The organism is Microcoleus sp. B4-C1 (assembly GCF_036705285.1).
GTDB lineage: Bacteria > Cyanobacteriota > Cyanobacteriia > Cyanobacteriales > Microcoleaceae > Microcoleus.
Genome location: NZ_JAUBUC010000030.1, coordinates 56,230 through 73,294, shown reverse-complemented (window position 1 = coordinate 73,294; position 17,065 = coordinate 56,230). Strand labels below are relative to the sequence as shown.

The 17,065-nt window shown below is 44.7% G+C and carries 16 protein-coding genes; 9 read left to right on the top strand and 7 right to left on the bottom strand.

The annotated features are described in order from the left end of the window. Window positions 1-155 precede the first annotated feature (155 nt). The 7 genes from QUB26_RS14375 (at window position 156) to QUB26_RS14345 (ending at window position 6,469) form a co-directional block, all read left to right on the top strand. Window positions 156-581 carry a ferredoxin gene (locus QUB26_RS14375; RefSeq protein WP_333243072.1) on the top strand — a complete coding sequence of 142 codons (426 nt, stop codon included), beginning with the start codon at window positions 156-158 and terminating at the stop codon, window positions 579-581. Window positions 582-1,231: 650 nt separating this feature from the next. Further along, window positions 1,232-1,882 (top strand): response regulator transcription factor, encoded by a 651-nt coding sequence (locus QUB26_RS14370; protein ID WP_015174512.1) that lies wholly within the window; start codon window positions 1,232-1,234, stop codon window positions 1,880-1,882. A 338-nt stretch (window positions 1,883-2,220) separates the two neighbouring features. Further along, window positions 2,221-2,742, top strand: a complete 522-nt coding sequence (locus QUB26_RS14365; protein ID WP_006633075.1) for a LabA-like NYN domain-containing protein — start codon at window positions 2,221-2,223, stop codon at window positions 2,740-2,742. Window positions 2,743-3,071: 329 nt separating this feature from the next. Continuing rightward, on the top strand, window positions 3,072-4,712 hold the full coding sequence (locus tag QUB26_RS14360) for a 2-isopropylmalate synthase (RefSeq protein WP_333318546.1): 1,641 nt from the start codon (window positions 3,072-3,074) through the stop codon (window positions 4,710-4,712). A 143-nt stretch (window positions 4,713-4,855) separates the two neighbouring features. Beyond that, on the top strand, window positions 4,856-5,656 hold the full coding sequence (locus tag QUB26_RS14355) for a class I SAM-dependent methyltransferase (RefSeq protein WP_333243064.1): 801 nt from the start codon (window positions 4,856-4,858) through the stop codon (window positions 5,654-5,656). 46 nt (window positions 5,657-5,702) lie between these two features. Continuing rightward, a complete protein-coding gene (locus QUB26_RS14350; protein WP_333318544.1) occupies window positions 5,703-6,008 on the top strand; it encodes an antitoxin family protein in 306 nt (101 codons plus the stop codon). Beyond that, entirely contained in the window at window positions 6,002-6,469 is a 468-nt protein-coding gene (locus QUB26_RS14345) for a type II toxin-antitoxin system VapC family toxin (RefSeq protein ID WP_333318542.1), read from the top strand. The genes QUB26_RS14350 and QUB26_RS14345 overlap by 7 nt, the downstream gene beginning before the upstream one ends. Before the next feature lie 88 nt (window positions 6,470-6,557). On the opposite strand, the gene hisC is transcribed toward QUB26_RS14345, so the two are convergent. The 4 genes from hisC to QUB26_RS14325 all read right to left on the bottom strand — a co-directional run bounded on the left by hisC (window position 6,558) and on the right by QUB26_RS14325 (window position 10,779). Further along, a complete protein-coding gene (gene hisC, locus QUB26_RS14340; protein ID WP_333318540.1) occupies window positions 6,558-7,604 on the bottom strand; it encodes a histidinol-phosphate transaminase in 1,047 nt (348 codons plus the stop codon). 130 nt (window positions 7,605-7,734) lie between these two features. Further along, on the bottom strand, window positions 7,735-8,448 hold the full coding sequence (locus QUB26_RS14335) for a glycerophosphodiester phosphodiesterase family protein (protein ID WP_333318538.1): 714 nt from the start codon (window positions 8,446-8,448) through the stop codon (window positions 7,735-7,737). Next, window positions 8,445-9,299, bottom strand: a complete 855-nt coding sequence (locus QUB26_RS14330) for an alpha/beta hydrolase (RefSeq protein WP_333244249.1) — start codon at window positions 9,297-9,299, stop codon at window positions 8,445-8,447. Before QUB26_RS14330 ends, QUB26_RS14335 begins: the two co-directional genes overlap by 4 nt. A 178-nt stretch (window positions 9,300-9,477) precedes the next feature. Next, on the bottom strand, window positions 9,478-10,779 hold the full coding sequence (locus tag QUB26_RS14325) for an esterase-like activity of phytase family protein (protein ID WP_333318536.1): 1,302 nt from the start codon (window positions 10,777-10,779) through the stop codon (window positions 9,478-9,480). Window positions 10,780-10,800: 21 nt separating this feature from the next. Here QUB26_RS14325 and QUB26_RS14320 point away from each other — a divergent pair, with 21 nt between their 5' ends. Next, the gene (locus tag QUB26_RS14320; RefSeq protein WP_333318534.1) at window positions 10,801-12,135 is read left to right on the top strand and encodes a tetratricopeptide repeat protein; all 1,335 of its coding nucleotides are present in this window, start codon (window positions 10,801-10,803) and stop codon (window positions 12,133-12,135) included. Between the two features lie 70 nt (window positions 12,136-12,205). Here the strand turns inward: QUB26_RS14320 and QUB26_RS14315 are convergent, their stop codons facing one another. Next, on the bottom strand, window positions 12,206-12,727 hold the full coding sequence (locus QUB26_RS14315; protein WP_333318532.1) for a GNAT family N-acetyltransferase: 522 nt from the start codon (window positions 12,725-12,727) through the stop codon (window positions 12,206-12,208). Between the two features lie 211 nt (window positions 12,728-12,938). Here QUB26_RS14315 and QUB26_RS14310 point away from each other — a divergent pair, with 211 nt between their 5' ends. Beyond that, window positions 12,939-14,993: an ABC transporter ATP-binding protein gene (locus QUB26_RS14310; RefSeq protein WP_333318529.1), complete on the top strand. Its 2,055-nt coding sequence runs from the start codon at window positions 12,939-12,941 to the stop codon at window positions 14,991-14,993. A gap of 277 nt (window positions 14,994-15,270) precedes the next feature. Here the strand turns inward: QUB26_RS14310 and QUB26_RS14305 are convergent, their stop codons facing one another. Then, the gene (locus QUB26_RS14305) at window positions 15,271-15,489 is read right to left on the bottom strand and encodes a hypothetical protein (RefSeq protein ID WP_333053030.1); all 219 of its coding nucleotides are present in this window, start codon (window positions 15,487-15,489) and stop codon (window positions 15,271-15,273) included. Window positions 15,490-15,630: 141 nt separating this feature from the next. Continuing rightward, entirely contained in the window at window positions 15,631-16,848 is a 1,218-nt protein-coding gene (locus QUB26_RS14300; RefSeq protein ID WP_333243035.1) for a DNA double-strand break repair nuclease NurA, read from the bottom strand. Window positions 16,849-17,065 lie beyond the last annotated feature (217 nt).

Here is a 17,065-nt window from a genome sequence, read left to right as displayed (position 1 = left end):
GGGGGTAGGCACGGGGGGGTAGGCACGGGGGGGTAGGCACGGGGGCACTACCCCTACAAAATTCATGTTTTTGGTGAGAATGAAACAGCCCTGGGATTGGAGGCTGTGATGATGACTTTTGATCGCTAACCAATTATTTTTGATTGATGAAGAGAATGACAGAAAATAACATGGAATCTTGCAGCCAAGGCTTGAGCGCTTGCGTCCAAAGCCTGGGAATCCCTCAAATCGAGCGGCATATTTTTATCTGTGCCGACCAAACCGTGCCCAAGTGCTGCGATCGGCAAACCAGTCTGGAGGCGTGGAATTACTTAAAAAAACGCTTGCAAGAATTGGGGTTGGACAAGCCAAGTGCCACTCGACCAACCTGCGTCTTTCGCACGAAAGCCAATTGCCTGCGAGTGTGCGCGTCTGGCCCGATTATGGTAGTCTATCCAGACGGAGTGTGGTATCGCGACGTTACTCCACCCGTGATTGAGAGAATTATTCAGGAACATCTCCTAAACTCAAAGGTGGTTCAAGAATACGCTTTCTTGACTCATCCTTTGCCTGTGCCTGCTGAGACCCAGCCAAACATTTAAGTGTAGCGCTGTTTAAAGTACAGGGTTATAGGTAAAGTGTTAAATTTAAGGTTAAGGGTGAAAAATTGAGACAGTTTCGCGTCCTGGCGATCGCACCTGCTACAGCTCAATAAAACTGTAGTTAGGTTCTTGTCTTGCTGGTGCGGCTTCCCGTGTTCCTTGTGTTTCTCAAAAGGTACAGTAAAAAAAATCGATCGCAGGAACTGAGAAATTTTGTGCAAAAATTTCTCAGTGGCAGACACTAAGCAGGTTGCCAAACTACACTAGAAACAGTTAAATACGTAAGTAGGGAGTCTGCTTAAATTTCTCTATATCAGAAGTATCATTTAAAACCGGGGCATTAACCTGAAATTGAACCATCGAGATTAAAGATATTTAACTTGCGCTCTGTTAGGGAATCTGCAATCAATCAAGGCTGATCTTGACAGGGCGATCGTCGATTACAGGTTTGGGCTGCGTTCCAGGTCGTAAGACACTCACAAACAGCCGTCGATTATAGGTTGGAAAGCGGTAATACCCGCCCCGCTTTCCCTCACCGCCATCCCTTCAGTCGATCGTCGTCCTCCACTCCCAGCCGGGTGGCGGGGGACTGACCGAAAAAACAGAAGTGAAAACAAGGAAGTGTGCGGGATACTTTAGCGGGAATAAACATGACAAAGGACAATAATTCAGGAGAACAAAAACGGCTGATGCTGGTTGACGACGACCCCAATTTGATCTTGCTGGTCAAAGACTACTTGGAGTTTCGGGGTTACAACGTCATTACAGCAGAAAACGGCAGAGACGCTCTGGAAAAACTAGAACAAGAAGTTCCCGACTTGATGATCTGCGACGTGATGATGCCGGAAATGGACGGCTACACTTTAGTCAAACACATCAGAGAAGACCCGCGCACGAGCTGGATTCCGGTTCTTTTCTTGTCCGCAAAAGGTCAAAGTTCAGACCGAGTAAAAGGCTTGAGCACGGGCGCTGACGTTTATATAGTCAAGCCTTTTGAACCAGAAGAACTGGTAGCCCAAGTGGAATCTTCTCTGAAAGCAGCATCCCGCTTGATTCGTCACTCAAATCCCGGTATGGAGAGTGGCCCAAAAATTAAGGCGCGCCGCAATGTCGAATTGACTCCCACTGAGTTAAAGGTGGTACAGTTGCTAGCGCAGGGTATGGCAAACCGCCAGATCGCAGACGTGATGAATGTCAGCCAGCGGACTATCGAAAGCCACGTCAGCAATATGCTGGGCAAAACAGGTCTGCACAACCGGACAGAGTTAGCTCGCTGGGCTCTTGAAAGCAAAAAGGCTTGAGCGGAGGTAGTCTGCGCTATGAAATCAGGGGAGCAACATCTACTGCTATGCGCTGGGCGTATGCCTGCTTGGCGGTAGGGCGGTGGGCGCGGTAGTTTGAAGACGCCCTTAACCTTGACACGGCAGTCGGTATTGAGTTACTAGGCGTATAGTTTGTGAGGGCCCCTCGCTCAAAAGCAAGCAGGGTTAAAAGAACCCTCTGGCGGTAGAGCCGAAAATATGAAATACTGGGGAGATGGAGTTTTCTGAAGTCTAATCTATTGCCTCAGTTAGCTCCATGTTGCTAAAATGTGATATTTAGATTAACTTCTTTCTACAATTATTAGGTCTAAGTTTCTATGACAAACTTAATGAACCGCCTTTCTATTTTTGTGGACGGGAACAATATGTTCTACGCTCAACAAAAGAACGGTTGGTTTTTTGATCCTCGCAGGGTGCTCGAATATTTCAAAACTTCGCAGCCGAATGTCATCTTGATCAATGCTTTCTGGTATACGGGTCTGAAAGACCCCCAAGATCAAAGGGGATTTCGAGATGCTTTGATCAGTCTAGGTTACACGGTTCGCACTAAAATTCTTAAGGAATATTACGACGATGCTTCGGGCAGATATTCTCAAAAGGCTAATTTAGACATAGAAATTGTGGTTGATATGTTTAATACCGTGGATCAATACGACCAAGTTGTGCTGTTTAGCGGGGATGGGGATTTTGAGAGGGCGATCGAGCTGCTCCGCTCGAAAAATACTCATATTACTGTGGTATCCACCGAAGGAATGATTGCTAGAGAGTTACGAAATGCTACAGATAGGTATATAGACCTAAATGAAATTAGGGAACATATCGAGAAGATGGATTATTAGTCAGTAGTTAGTAGTTATTAGTCATTAGTCATTAGTCATTAGTTAGTAGTTATTAGTCAGCAGTTATGGGTTATGGGTTATGGGTTATTAATTATTCGTTATTGGCGCGAAACACGGGACTGGTGCTCCCGCCAAAAAACGCATACTTGCTTTCCGATAGGAGCCACCAGTAGCCCAAAATTTTAGACTAAGGTTCAAGTTCCCAGATTCATCTGTGGAGTAAATCTCAAATCTCAAATCTAAAATCTAAAATCTAAAATCGACTGACTGGAGACTAAAAATCCATAAAAACGGACAAGTAAAAATCAGGAAAACACTTTTGTAGAGCTATGAAAACTCAACCAAGTCAAGACCGGATTATTATTTTCGATACGACTTTGCGGGACGGAGAACAATCTCCGGGTGCATCTCTAAATGTGGATGAAAAGCTAACTATCGCCCGCCAGTTAGCGAGATTGGGCGTGGATGTGATTGAAGCGGGTTTCCCTTTCACCAGCACAGGAGATTTCGAGGCAGTCCAAAAAATAGCCCGATCGGTTGGCACGGAAAATGGGCCGACAATTTGCGGTTTAGCAAGGGCGAGAAAGGAGGATATTAAAACAGCAGCCGAGGCTCTCAAACCCGCCGTAAATTCGCGAATTCATACGTTTCTGGCTACGTCCGATATTCACTTGGAGTATAAGCTGAAAAAGACGCGGGCTGAGGTTCTGGAAATTGTGCCGGAAATGGTGGCTTACGCTAAGTCTTTTGTGGATGATGTGGAGTTTTCGCCGGAAGATGCTTGTCGCTCGGAACCGGAGTTTTTGTATCAGGTTCTAGAACGGGCGATCGCAGCGGGTGCGACTACTGTTAATATTCCCGATACTGTCGGCTACACGACTCCGAGCGAGTTTGGGGCTTTGATTCGCGGAATTAAGGAAAATGTGCCGAATATCGATCGCGCAATTATTTCGGTGCACGGTCACAATGACTTAGGATTGGCTGTTGCTAACTTTTTGGAAGCTGTGAAAAATGGCGCCAGACAGTTAGAATGCACGATTAACGGGATTGGCGAACGGGCGGGAAATGCAGCTCTGGAAGAGTTGGTAATGGCGCTTTACGTGCGACGCCAATATTATAATCCGTTCTTGGGCCGGCCTGCGGATTCTGAGGAACCGCTGACAAATATTGACTCGCGCCAAATTTACAAAACTTCCCGCTTGGTTTCCAATTTGACGGGGATGTTGGTGCAGCCAAATAAGGCGATTGTGGGAGCAAATGCTTTCGCTCACGAGTCGGGAATTCACCAAGACGGAGTGCTCAAAAATAAGCGGACATACGAGATTATGGACGCTGAGTCGATCGGCTTAACTGAAAATCAAATCGTCTTGGGCAAATTATCCGGCCGCCACGCTTTTCACACTCGCTTGAAAGAGTTGGGTTTTGAAATGGCAGACGATGAGCTAAATAAGGCTTTTGTCAAGTTTAAAGATTTGGCAGACAAGAAAAAAGAGATTACTGATTGGGATTTAGAGGCGATCGCCAATAACGAAGCGCACCAAGCACCGGAACTTTTCCGGTTAGAATTGGTGCAAGTTTCTTGCGGTGACAAATCGCGGCCGACAGCAACTGTCACTGTGCGGAATCCGGCGGGCGAAGAATTGACCGATGCTGCGATCGGCACTGGGCCTGTGGATGCGATTTACAGGGCAATTAACCGGGTGGTAAACGTACCGAACGAGTTGATAGAGTTTTCTGTACAATCGGTAACAGCGGGAATTGATGCGATCGGCGAAGTAACAATTCGCTTGCGGCACGAAGGCAAAGTATTTTCCGGTCACTCAGCAAATACCGACATTATCGTAGCCTCCGCAGAAGCATACATCAGCGCTTTAAATCGCCTGTATCAGGCATTGCAGCATACTACTGAAAAATCCTCGGAACAGCAAACTGCGATCGGAAATCAAGTTGTTGCAAAAGCACAGCGCTGATAAATTTATTGTCAGCCATTTTTCTTGAAACAAACCGCAGACGAACCCAGAGCGAAGCAGATAACTCTCAATTAATCTGCCTTGATCCGGGTTTATCTGCGGTTTAAAATTACTTTTTTTTACTAATAACCTACTCTTGAAAAATGCAAGACGAAACCTTAAAAAAAGAGCGGCAATTCCACGATGCTTGGGCATCCACAATCGATATTGACGGCATTCAAGTCAATGATTACTTTGAAGCTTGTACCGCCCCAGAAAATAGATTTATAGTCCAGCAAATGGGCGATATTACAGGCAAACGCCTGTTAGATTTAGGCTGTGGCGCGGGAGAAAATAGCGTTTATTTTGCTAAAAAAGGCGCGCATTGTGTGGCGGCGGACTATTCTCAGGGTATGGTAGAAGTTGCTCTGAAATTGGCAGAGAAAAACGGCGTCAAAATAGACGGCTGCACTGTAAATGCAATGGCTATGGATTTCCCCGACAACAGTTTTGATATTGTCTACGCTTCTAATTTGCTGCACCATTTGCCGGAACCTGAAAAGGCAATTCGCGAAATGCACCGGGTGCTGAAGCCTGGGGGTAAAGCTTGTTTTTGGGACCCGATGAAGCACAATCCCGTGATTAATGTTTACCGCAGGATGGCTACTGAGGTGCGGACGGAGGATGAAAGTCCTTTGGATATTAATATTGTGAAACTTGTTCAATCTTTGTTTTCCGAGACGGCTTATGATACGTTTTGGCTGACATCGCTTTGGATTTTTTTGCGCTTTTATTTGATAGAAAAAGTGCATCCAAATGAGGAGCGTTATTGGAAAAAGATTATCATTGAACAAGAGAGATTGAAACCGGAATATTCTCGATTAGAAGGGTGGGATGGATTTTTGAAGAAGTTGCCTTTGATGAAGCGCTTGGCTTGGAATTTGGCTGTGGTGGCAACGAAGTAATTAAAAGAAGTACAATAAGTCAAAGCATTTAATTAAGAGGCTAATTATGCCAGAAACTATTACTGCTGTGTACGAAAACGGGGTTTTTCGTCCCTTGAGTCCTTTGTCATTGAATGATGGGGAAACTGTGGAAATCACAATTGTAGCGGAAGTTTTACCGGAAGAACTCAAGGGCGATCGCGAAAAGTCGATTAAGTTGATGGATTTACGAAAATTGATGGGTTTACCAACAAAACAGTTTAAGCTAGATGCAGCCGCAGAACAAAAGCGGCGCGAACTGTTTGAAAAACTCAAGGGAAGAGTGGGGAAACCTCTTTCTGAAATCGTTATTGAGGATCGCGGCCCGTGGTAAATGCCTATTTCTTAGACACCAGCGCTTTGGTTAAACGGTATGTGCCTGAATTGGGAAGTAATTGGATTCAATCAATTACTGTTCCTACAGCAGCTAACTTTCTCGCGATTTCTCAAATTACTTGGGTGGAGGTGTGCAGCGCTTTTTCACGCCGTCAACGAGAGGGTACTCTATCTGCCGATGAGGTTGACCAACTTATGGGAGATTTTCGCACGGATTTTGACAACCAGTATGAAGTTCTTGAAGTCGATCGCACTTTGATAGAAACAGCGGGCGCACTGGTGATGCAAAACCCGCTGCGGGCTTATGATGCTTTGCAATTAGCGTCAGCTTTGCGCGTTCAATCTACTCTCGTTTCCGTGCCAGATACTCAACTGGTTTTTGTTTCGGCGGACAATCGATTGCTGAATATTGCTCATTCAGAAGGGTTGGCGATTGATAATCCTAATAATTATCCGTAATCAAGCTGTGTGTAGTAAGGACTTTAGTCCTCATAAAAATCAGAGGACTAAAGTCCTTACTAGCAAATAATTTTAGTGCGATCGCTCTTTATAGGATTTCTTTCAAAGTTTTAACTAAGATTTGATTCTGTTCCTCCGTACCTATACTAATCCGCAATTTGTCTTCTAATTGAGGCTGATTGAAGTATCGAATCAATATTCCCCGTAATTTCAGTGTTTGATAGATCCTTTCTGCATCGCCGTTTGGTGGCCTAACTAACAAAAAGTTGGTTTGCGAGGGCCAAACGTCAAAGCCTAATTCCTGGAAACTAACGGCTAGTTTTGCTCGCGAAGCCTTAATCTTTTCGGCGTTGGCTGTTTTGTGGTCTTGATCTGCGATCGCCGCTGCCCCCACTGCATAGGCTAAAGCATCCACATTATAGCTGTCTTTGATTTTATTTAATTCTGCCAGCAGCGCCGGATTTGCTATGGCCAAACCCAGCCTCAACCCTGCGAGGGAATAACCTTTTGAAAGCGTTCTCAAAACTATAACATTACTGTACGTTTCTGTCAAGTTCAAAGCATTTTCTTCGGCGAAATCTACATAAGCTTCGTCGATGACAAGAATGCCCGATAACTCTTTAGCCAGCTTCTCCAAATCTGCAACAGATATGGCTGTTCCCGATGGACTGTTTGGCGAAGCTACAAAGGTTACTGCCCCTCTGGCTGCTATTAATAAATCGACTGGTAACTTGTAGTCGTCGGGATAAGGAACTTCGACAAATTCTGCCTCTTGAATTTCTGCCAAAGTGCGGTACAATACATAGGTAGGCGCGGGACAAACAACTGGTTTACCAGATTCGCCGACAGCGCGAACTATCAAGTTTAATAAATCGTCGCTGCCGTTACCTACCGCAATCCAATCGTCAGGTACTCCTAAAACTTTACTAGCAGCAATGCGGAAACTTTTGCCCGTTGGATCTGGATAGCGCCGCAGCATTTCTCCGTCTATTTCCTCAAGCACTTTTAAGGCTTTGGGAGAAGGCGGATAGGGATTTTCATTAGAATTTAATTTAATAATTTTTGTGCCTAGCGGTGGCTGTTCTCCCGGCACATAGCCAGACATTTCGTGGATGCTTTTGCGAAAGTAATTCATCTATATAATTGAGTTTTGTGGAACGGGCCGGAGAGCCCGTTCTTGATAATGGTGCAAGATATATTGAGTTTTGTGGAACGGGCCGGAGAGCCCGTTATTGATAATGGTGCAAGATATCAAGTTAAACAAATTATATCAAACAATTAGTGACTATCCGCGTTATACCCAAATCAATTAACTTTTGCATATCCGCTCGATCGTCCACCGTCCAGGCTACAATGTCAACTCCCTGACTCCGGCTTTCTGGAATTAGTGCGGGGTTTTCCAGCAACACGCGGTACTGGCTGCTAATCAAATTATCCCGATGCGCCACAGCTTGAGCTAATTGAGTTTTGTATGCTTCTAGATTAGCAACAATGTGTCCGATCGCCAAATCGCCAGATAGCCGCCGCACTTGTTCCAGAAATCCATCGTTAAAGGAGGTAATAACGCATTTATGTTGGATTTTTTTGCCCTTCAAACTATTGACAAAATCCGCGACATCTGCATCCGACCACTCGCAGTGTGGCTTGACATCAAAGTAAAGAAATTTATCAACATTTTTGAGGATAGCTAATGATTCTTTTAAGGTAGGAATTTTTTCTTGTGAAAATTCATCGCTAAACCATTTTCCCGCATTAAGTGTCTGCAATTGAGACAGGGTTGTTTCCCTAACTTTGCCAGAAACTCCAGTGATTCTATCTAATGTGGCGTCGTGAAAAATCACTGGTACGTTGTCGGCGGATAGCTGGATGTCAAATTCGATCGAATGAGCTCCACGGGCGATCGCCAGTTCAAAAGCTGCTAAAGTATTCTCAGGGGCGATCGCTGAAAATCCCCGATGTGCGATAATTTCTACATTCACTGTCTTGTACCCTCTAAAAAATCTGCCACAGTTTGATTAAAAGTTTCCGGTTGAGTCAAAAAAGACCAGTGATTCCCCGGTACTTTTGCAACAGTAAGATTTTTCAAATATCTCTTGTATGGCTGCATTTGCCAAGCCATGCGATTTACGCCTTTTTCCGGCTGTACAAACAAAGTTGGTATCTCAATATTTTCAGTTAAACCGGCAACTTTCATCACTTCTGAAAATATCTGATTTCTGGCTGCAATCGCAAATTTACTGCCCCAATTTCCGTCGGATTTTGGTTCGATTTGCTGTTGGAATACCATTTGCTGCACATCACTCCAATCTGCGAATTCTCCCGATTGTTTAGCTGCTGCTTCTGCTTGGGATAAAGTCGCAAAGGGGCCCACACATTTGAGACAGTCTAATTTTCGGTAAACAATTGGCAGGGTGAGTTTCATCGCGGCGGGAAGTTTGGTGATGAAGATGGGGTCTACTAAAATCATACTGCAAAAGCGATCGGGATTTTGCCTCGCCCAAATCGGTGCTAGTTTTCCCGTCCAAGAATGTCCTAAAATGTGGGCGTCAGGCCAGTTGAGATGTGCCATCAAAGCTTCTAAATCTGCGATCGCACTTTCAAAAGTATAGCCTGTTTTCGGTTTGCTACTCTCTCCGTGACCGCGCATATCTGGCGCTACAATATGATAGCGGTTGGACAAGTAATTGCCCAAGCTAGTCCAGACACACGCACTATCTGCTAAACCATGTAACAATAGCAAACGCGGAACTTTGGTTTTCCCTGTTTCTGGCTGCCATTCTAGGTATGAAAGCTCGATTTCTGGTAAGTGCAAAGTGTTACGACTTGGCATGATTAGGGGGTTTTATATTTGGATAAATTTGATTTAACTTTTTTATCAACAGGCAAGATGCCTGTTCCACAAAGAGTGAATTTTATTGTACGGTTTTCCTCAACAGGCTTGCGGGCCTGTTTCACAAAGAATAAATCTTTTTGTGGGGTGGGGTGGGCTTCTAGCCCGCCCTTCTGACTTAACCTTTGCCCTTCAAACTCAACAAGATAAACTGAGTTTTCTGCGCTTCATCAAAATTGTCATCGCTGACCAAAACTAAACTCTGGCTGCCATCTGGCAAGCGCGGGCCGAGGGTCATCCCCTCTAAATTGTACAGCGGAATTCCGAGTTGGCTTAAGTCTAGCAGCAACTTTTTCTTAACAGGTTCGACGGCCACTCGTCCTTTAAAACTCTGGATTCTCGAAGTATCTGTAGCCGCCCCAACCGCTACTTGATAAATCCTAGCGCTGTATCCCGACAGGCCAAAAGAACGTTCTAAACTCAGAATCTGACCGCCACCGATTGTCACTAATTCTGTTAAACCGTTCAAAATAGTCATGGGAACCTGGTCTAGTGTGTAAAGATTTTCCGAGACTAATTGCGGCGTTTTATCGACGATGATATAATGTAAAAGACGGAGTTTGCTTGCCTGTTCGGGGTCTAAATCTTGCATTAACGGGGCTTCCGTAGCTGCGAACAAACGAAACGGATCAAGACCGCCCGGACTAAAGGTTTCTGGGTCGATAGTTAAAGATTCAAAACCTAAATTGTCCACCACTCCTTGCTGCTGTTTTTCATCGCTGGCATCGGGAATATAGCGCTTTGGTATCGGCAAATTTCCCCGCATTTTCCCTGTTTGGAGGTCAAATTCTCCGAGAAAAGGAGGGATGCCCACATGAGTAACGCCTTCGCTGGCGACAAATACTGAATTGCGGGGAGAAAGGGCGATGCCTTCGGGATTTATGGAACCCCAAGAGAAGGTTTCACCGTCTGATTTTTTGAGGGAGGTAACGCCGTCAACGGTAACTTTTTTCAGGCGAATGTTGCCGGGGTCACTTGATGTGAGGTCGAGTCGGAGACTGTAAAATCTGGCTTCTCCGTTTTCGCTGGGGTCGTCGGAAAGAGCGTAAAAGCGATAAGCTTTGGAAGTGACTGCGCTAATACCTTTGGGATCGTAGGTAATTCCTGACAAACCGCCGACGGGTACTCCTTCAAAATTCATTTTTGGCAATTCGTACTCGCCCAAAAATTCTAGGGACAATTCTGGAAAAGAGCGGTCTTTTGCAACTGCGGGAGGGGGGGCGCAAGCTGTGCAAACAGTTAAGAGAATTAGGGCTAGACTAAATAAGCGTAAAATACGTTGGCGAAGCCCGCCCCTACGGGGGCTACGCCAACGAAGAGGATCGCCCAGCGTCTTTAAATCCCAATAATTGCTCAGTGCGGTGACTTTTATTTTGTTGCTCTTGTTGAACAGTTTGCTTTTGTGCCATCTTTGTGACATAATTTATACCGTTTTGTAGATATGCAAAACTTGATGTTTCCAGAAGAGATGCCGAATCGCGGCAACCAAATTTTAAGAATGAGAAGTTCTGTGCCAATTGGGTGCTTGCTTTTCTTGTGGCTGTGTGCTGGTTCTATTGCTAGCGCCCAAACTAATCCACCAGGCCTCGATCAATTTTCTCCTAATCCTCTAGAAATTACCACACCCGATCCCCTAGCTCCCGCTAACGAATCTTTGAGCAGCACTCAGCGGGAGGAACTGACAGCGGCTTTGGAAGAGTTAAACTTAGAAGCAGCGACTAAACTGCAAGCTGGAGACGGCGCGGGTGCTTTTGAAATTTGGTTCCGAGAATTGCGACTGCGGAGGTATCTGGGCCCGGCGGCGGAAATTGCTGCTTTGAGTCGGGTGGGAAGTGTTGCTTGGAGTAACGGTAAAAACCTGGAACTACAGCTTATTACTAAACGGTTGCAAGCAATTCAAAAAGAAGTCAAATCCCAAGTACCACTTAATACTGAGTTGCTACCCGCCTTCGCTGCGGCTTTTCAGCAGGTGCGCGCTAAAGGCCCGACTGTAGAAGTTTACCAAGAAATTCTCGAAAATGCGCGCCAAAACCAAGATATATTGGCCCAAGGTCAGATTTTGAAGGCGATCGGGCTAATTCACATCAATTGGTTGAGTTACGATAAAGCTGCTCCCGTCTATGAGGAATTGGCAACTTTAATTCAGGAAAACCGCGATTTATTTGCTGCTAATTCTGCTGTGCAAAATTCTGCTGTTGTGGCGGGAAACGGTGCGCCGCCGCAGCCTGTAACTCCTCCAACTGAGGTAGATACTCTGAGACAGTTGGCCTATGTTTACCAACAGTCGAAACAACCCCTAAAGGCGATCGCAGCTAGGGAAAAACTAGCATCAGTGTATCTTAACTTGCAAAATCCCAGCGCTATACCTCCGCTCAAAATTGCGATCGCCAGCGATTACCAAACCATAGGTCAAATCAATTTAGCAGCTCAATACTATCAGGAAGCCTACAATTTAGCTGTCCCCATTCAACAGTATGCCCAAGCTAGCGAAGCTTTGGATAAATTAGCTTTACTTTATCGAGCGCAAAAGCAGTGGGAGCCGACTTTGCGAATTTATCAAATGCAGTTGCTGTTAGAAGAGCGGGCTTACAATTTCTACGGATTGATGAACACTTATGACAATATCGGTCAAGTTTATCAAGAGATGAAGGCTTACGATAAAGCTTTGGAATCCTATCAAAAAGGGTTGGACGTGGCTAAAAAATTGGGACACAGACAAGAGTATTTTGCTAAGAAAATTCAAAAAGTCAACAAGCAATTGCAAAAAACTTCGTAGTTGTCAGCAGGAAATAATGACAAATTGCAATGTGAGTAATTTAAACGCAGTAAGGTGTGCAACGCACGCCTTACAAAACTACTTTTGAATTGTAGGTTTCTCGCGAAATAGAGTAATATAGTACATCGGTTTCGTAATAACGAGCATTTTTTTCATATTTCATCCCAACTTTCTGTATCACCCGCTGGGAGGCGATATTTTCTGGGCGGGCGATCGCAACTATTCTTTCAAGCTGTAATATTTCAAATCCATAGTTTAGACTAGCAAAAGATGCTTCTGTCACCAATCCCTGATTCCAATAAACTTTGTCTAGCGCATAGCCCAGCTCAACTTCCGGTGTCTGATCCAGAAAAGCCAGTCCGCAGCGACCAATCATTTTACGGTCTATTTTATGTACTAAAGCCCACATTCCGAAGTTGTTTTCTGCCCAACGTTTGAGCATAGTATGAATGGCGATTTCTGTTTCTTCTATAGTTTTAACTCCTCTCAAGTATTTCATTATTTCTGCATCACTGTAGATGCGGTACAGCTCATCTAAGTCGTCTGGCGTAAATTGTCTCAGATACAATCGGGCTGTCTCTATCTCTTGCATGATGACAGTATAACCTTTAACATTAGATTATAGTACCACTTTGGCGGGCTACAAACATTTTAGTTGGGTTTCGTTCCTCAACCCAACCTACTGTTACAAGAAAACACTCTTTGTGAAACAGCCATCTTGCCTGTTACTGATATTAGTGCCAAATATTCATTCTATTTGTTACAATTATTAACTAGCATATATTGTACAGTTTTTGCCATCAATGACAATTTCCTCACCAGTAGCAGACACCAAAAACAAATCCGGCCAGGAAACAGACTGGCGGTTATTCATGAGGTTGGCATCTTACGCAACCCGCAGCAAACGCTTGCTGATTATTGCGATCGCACTATTAGTACCGCTAGCAGTCTCAGGAGCAATTCAACCGATTCTCATCGGGCAGGCAATTTCGGTAATTCGCTCAGAACCTACCTACGAATTCCTGCGGGGAGTGCCTCTATCTGCTGCCTTGAATATTTTGGCTATTTTGCTGATGCTAACTATAACACTTAGATTAGCATTGCAATCACTTCAAGGCTATTTAGTCACGAAAGTAGGGCAAATAATTACTACAGATATTAGAAATGATTTGTTCGCCCACGTCACATCGCTAGCAGTGAGATTTTTCGATCGCACTCCTGTCGGTAAACTGATGACTCGCCTCACCAGCGATGTGGAAGCTTTGGGAGAGGTTTTCTCTTCAGGGGCGATCGGCATTGTCAGCGATTTATTTTCAATTTTAGTAATTGCCATTTTCATGTTTACTATGCAGTGGCAACTAGCTTTAATGTTGGTGCTGATGATGATACCAATTACCGCTGTCATAGTTTATTTTCAGTACCAATATCGCATAGCAAATTACAATACCAGAGAAGAACTTTCTGAACTCAACGCCCAACTGCAAGAAAACTTGACTGGTATTGGCGTAGTGCAGCTATTCCGCCGCGAAAGATTCAACTCGGAATTGTTTCGCGTCACGAATAAACGCTACATTAAAGCAGTTGACAAAACTATATTTTACGACTCAGCCGTATCTGCGACATTAGAATGGATTGCTTTAGTGGCGATTGCAGCCGTTTTGTGGATGGGGGGTCAAAGGGTTTTAGCTGGTAATCTTAACTTCGGTACTCTCTCGGCATTCATTTTATTTGCTCAGCGTCTCTTCGATCCGCTGCGGCAATTTGCGGAGAAATTCACGGCAATTCAAGCAGGATTTACCGCTGTCGAACGCATTAGCGATATTCTCAATGAACCGATCGAAATTAAAGATCCAACTAGCGGGAAGAAGGAAGGGCACAACACGGATTTTGACACGGATACACGGATGTTTGAAGCCAGAGGGAAGAGGGAAGAAGGAAGAAGGGCAGGTTATTCACCGTTGTTGATAACTGGACATCCAGAGGCAACGGCTTACAACTTGTCTCCGTTCGATCGAGAATTGGCAGATAATCATCAAAATCCAGCAAGTTCAGAATATCGTTTAGTGCCTAACAATCCCAACCCCCCGAAGCTTAGGGGAGGAGAAAATGCCAAATCCCAGAATTCAGAATCGGGAGAAATCCAATTTGACAACGTGTGGTTTGCTTACAAACAAGACGAATATGTGCTGCAAAACCTCAATTTCACCATCAAATCCGGCGAAAAAGTAGCATTAGTTGGCCCCACCGGTGCGGGCAAAAGTTCAATTATCCGTCTCCTGTGCCGCCTTTACGAACCTAGCCGAGGAAGGATTCTGGTTAATCATGTCGATATTCGGGATTTGCCTCAAGCAGAGTTACGCAGGCACATAGGCGTGATTATCCAAGATGGCTTTCTATTTGCTGGTGACGTGAAGAGCAATATCAGCCTGGGAGAAAGTTACTCGATTGAGGAAATTCAAGCAGCAGCAGAAAAGACAAATGTTGCCCGTTTAATCGAACAGTTGCCTCAAGGTTATGATACGCAATTGCGGGAACGGGGAACCAATCTTTCGGGGGGACAAAAGCAATTATTAGCGTTTGCTCGCGCCGCTATTCGCAATCCCAGTATTTTAGTTCTAGACGAGGCAACTGCTAGTTTGGATGTGGGGACGGAAGCTTTAATTCAAGAAGCTCTAGAGCGTTTGATGGCGGACAGAACGGCGATAATTATTGCCCACAGGCTCTCGACTATCCGAAATGTCGATCGTATTTTAGTGCTCAAACGCGGGCTGTTAGTAGAGTCTGGCAGCCACGAAGAGTTGTTGCAGCTAGAAGGTTTGTATGCCAGTTTGTACAATTTGCAAATGCTGGGAAGTTAATATACTGAGATGTTGCACCCTTCTCAATAAGCTTTTTATGAACAGGCTTTTCGGCCTGTTCCACAAGACAATTCACTCTTTGTGGAACAGGCCGAAAAGCCTGTTCTTGAGAATGGTGCAAGATGTGAGTATATGAAGGAAAGCACGACACGGATTTTGACACGGATACACGGATGAATTATCGATAAGAGGGAAAATTATCCGAATACCCAGATACCCGACTTCTTGAAGAAGTCGGGTATCTAAAAGAATCTAAAATCTAAAATCTAAAATCGGCTCACTTGCCTGAAATTATTTTCCCCAGGGTTTCCGGCAAGTGAATTATATGTTGGAAAAGCTGATTTGGGCCGATGCCAAACAATAACTGCATCGCCAGCACAATTGCTGCTAAACCAATCGCTGTCCCGATGCTGGCTTTCAATACTTTAAAAGCCCAATTAAAGACTAGCCAAGATACAAGTAAGGAAGCAATTAAGATAATTATTTCTATTGGCATATAACATTTTAACTCTATTTTAACTCTACATAAATTACGTATCAATACCAAAGAAAGCGGGTTTTTTCTCTGTGTTAAAAGCTCAATTTCAGTATTTCCGTAAAAAACCCGCTTTCTGCGTCCAGGACTGTACTTATTACTTTAAGCAATACTGCCGCGCTTCCGTGTTTCCTTATAAGAAATTCCGACATTTTTTAAGCCGGCTTTAATCATTTGCTGCTCTAACAAAGCGAAAAAGCGAGTTCGATCGCCCCCCGTGACTACCGCTTGATTATGAGCTTCTGCTAGCGTCACCGGATAGCCGCCGCCTTTGTGTACTTGAGCCAGCATCATTCCTAATGCTAAATCTAGCTGTGCTGTATCTTGTGCTACCCATTCCGGCACTTCTATTCTAGCAATTTCTGTGCCAACATGAACGTAACAGAAATAGACGGAATTAATGCCGTACAAATCTAAAATTCGAGCTTGGGATTTCCACAAAGGGCTTCTTTGTCCCGGTGACAGGATTGTTGCCCACAATATGGCATCCCGCAAGGGTTCAAATTCTTGACAAGGTGCTTTTTCGGCGAAAGAAATTGTGGCGGCAAATCCGACGTTGGGGCAATTTGTCATGCAGTCGGGTACTTCGTGGGTGCAAGCTTCAAACCGCAAAAAAGATAAGCTTTCGCTGCTGCGAGAAGCGCTTAAGTATCCTAAAAGGGGAATTCCTGCTAAACGCAACTTGTCCCAAGATTCTAAAATTGGCAGCAAAATTTGATCGCGCGCTTCGCTGGGTAACTGTTCCAAAAACCAATAAATCAGGGAACCGTCTACCATTGCTAAAGCTGGCGCGGGTAATTTATTGTCGTTAACTTTTGCCCAATTGCAGCCCATTTCTGCTAAGGCAATTGCTTCGGAAACTGCTCGCCGATATCCCATCCATTCTTCGGTTCTAATTCCCCACTGCCGCGAACCGTACAAGTCTTCGGGTTTGTAGAAAACCTCGGGTACGCTGTCTAAAACTGGGTGGCGACTTTGGCCGTAGTGTAGCATGACTGTGCCGACGTTTAGCAGGTAGCAGTAGGCTATTTCGTGATGGTTGGGGGAAATTTGCGATCCGTCTGTGGCAAAGACTGTGTGAGAGGCGGGGGGTGCGGTGATGTAGGTGCGATCGTCTAAGGGCTCGATCGGGGTGGCAGCATTAAATAAAGTGCGATCGCGCCAATTCTCTTGCAATTCCACCAATTTTTCCTGTTCCGCTGCAGCCTTTACCAGCAAATTCTGAGCCACTTCCAAACGTTGGCGAGCGGCAGCCGCTTCCACATTCAAATGTTGGCTCATTCCCTGCATTGCCTTGGCTGCTTTAGTTAAATCGAGCATGGGTTTTAAGTCTCAATATTAGAAAGCTTTCAAGCTGAGAAATTATCAAAACACTTTTCAAATTTTTGGTTCCGAATCTGGTTTTTTTGTGATATACGCGGTTTGATTAACTAAAATACTTCGTACCCGCCCCCAGAAATAGTAAAAAAACCAGGTTTTTGATGTCAAGAGTACCTGAAAAAAAAAACCTTTTTTTTTGTCGATCGGCTTGCTTTTT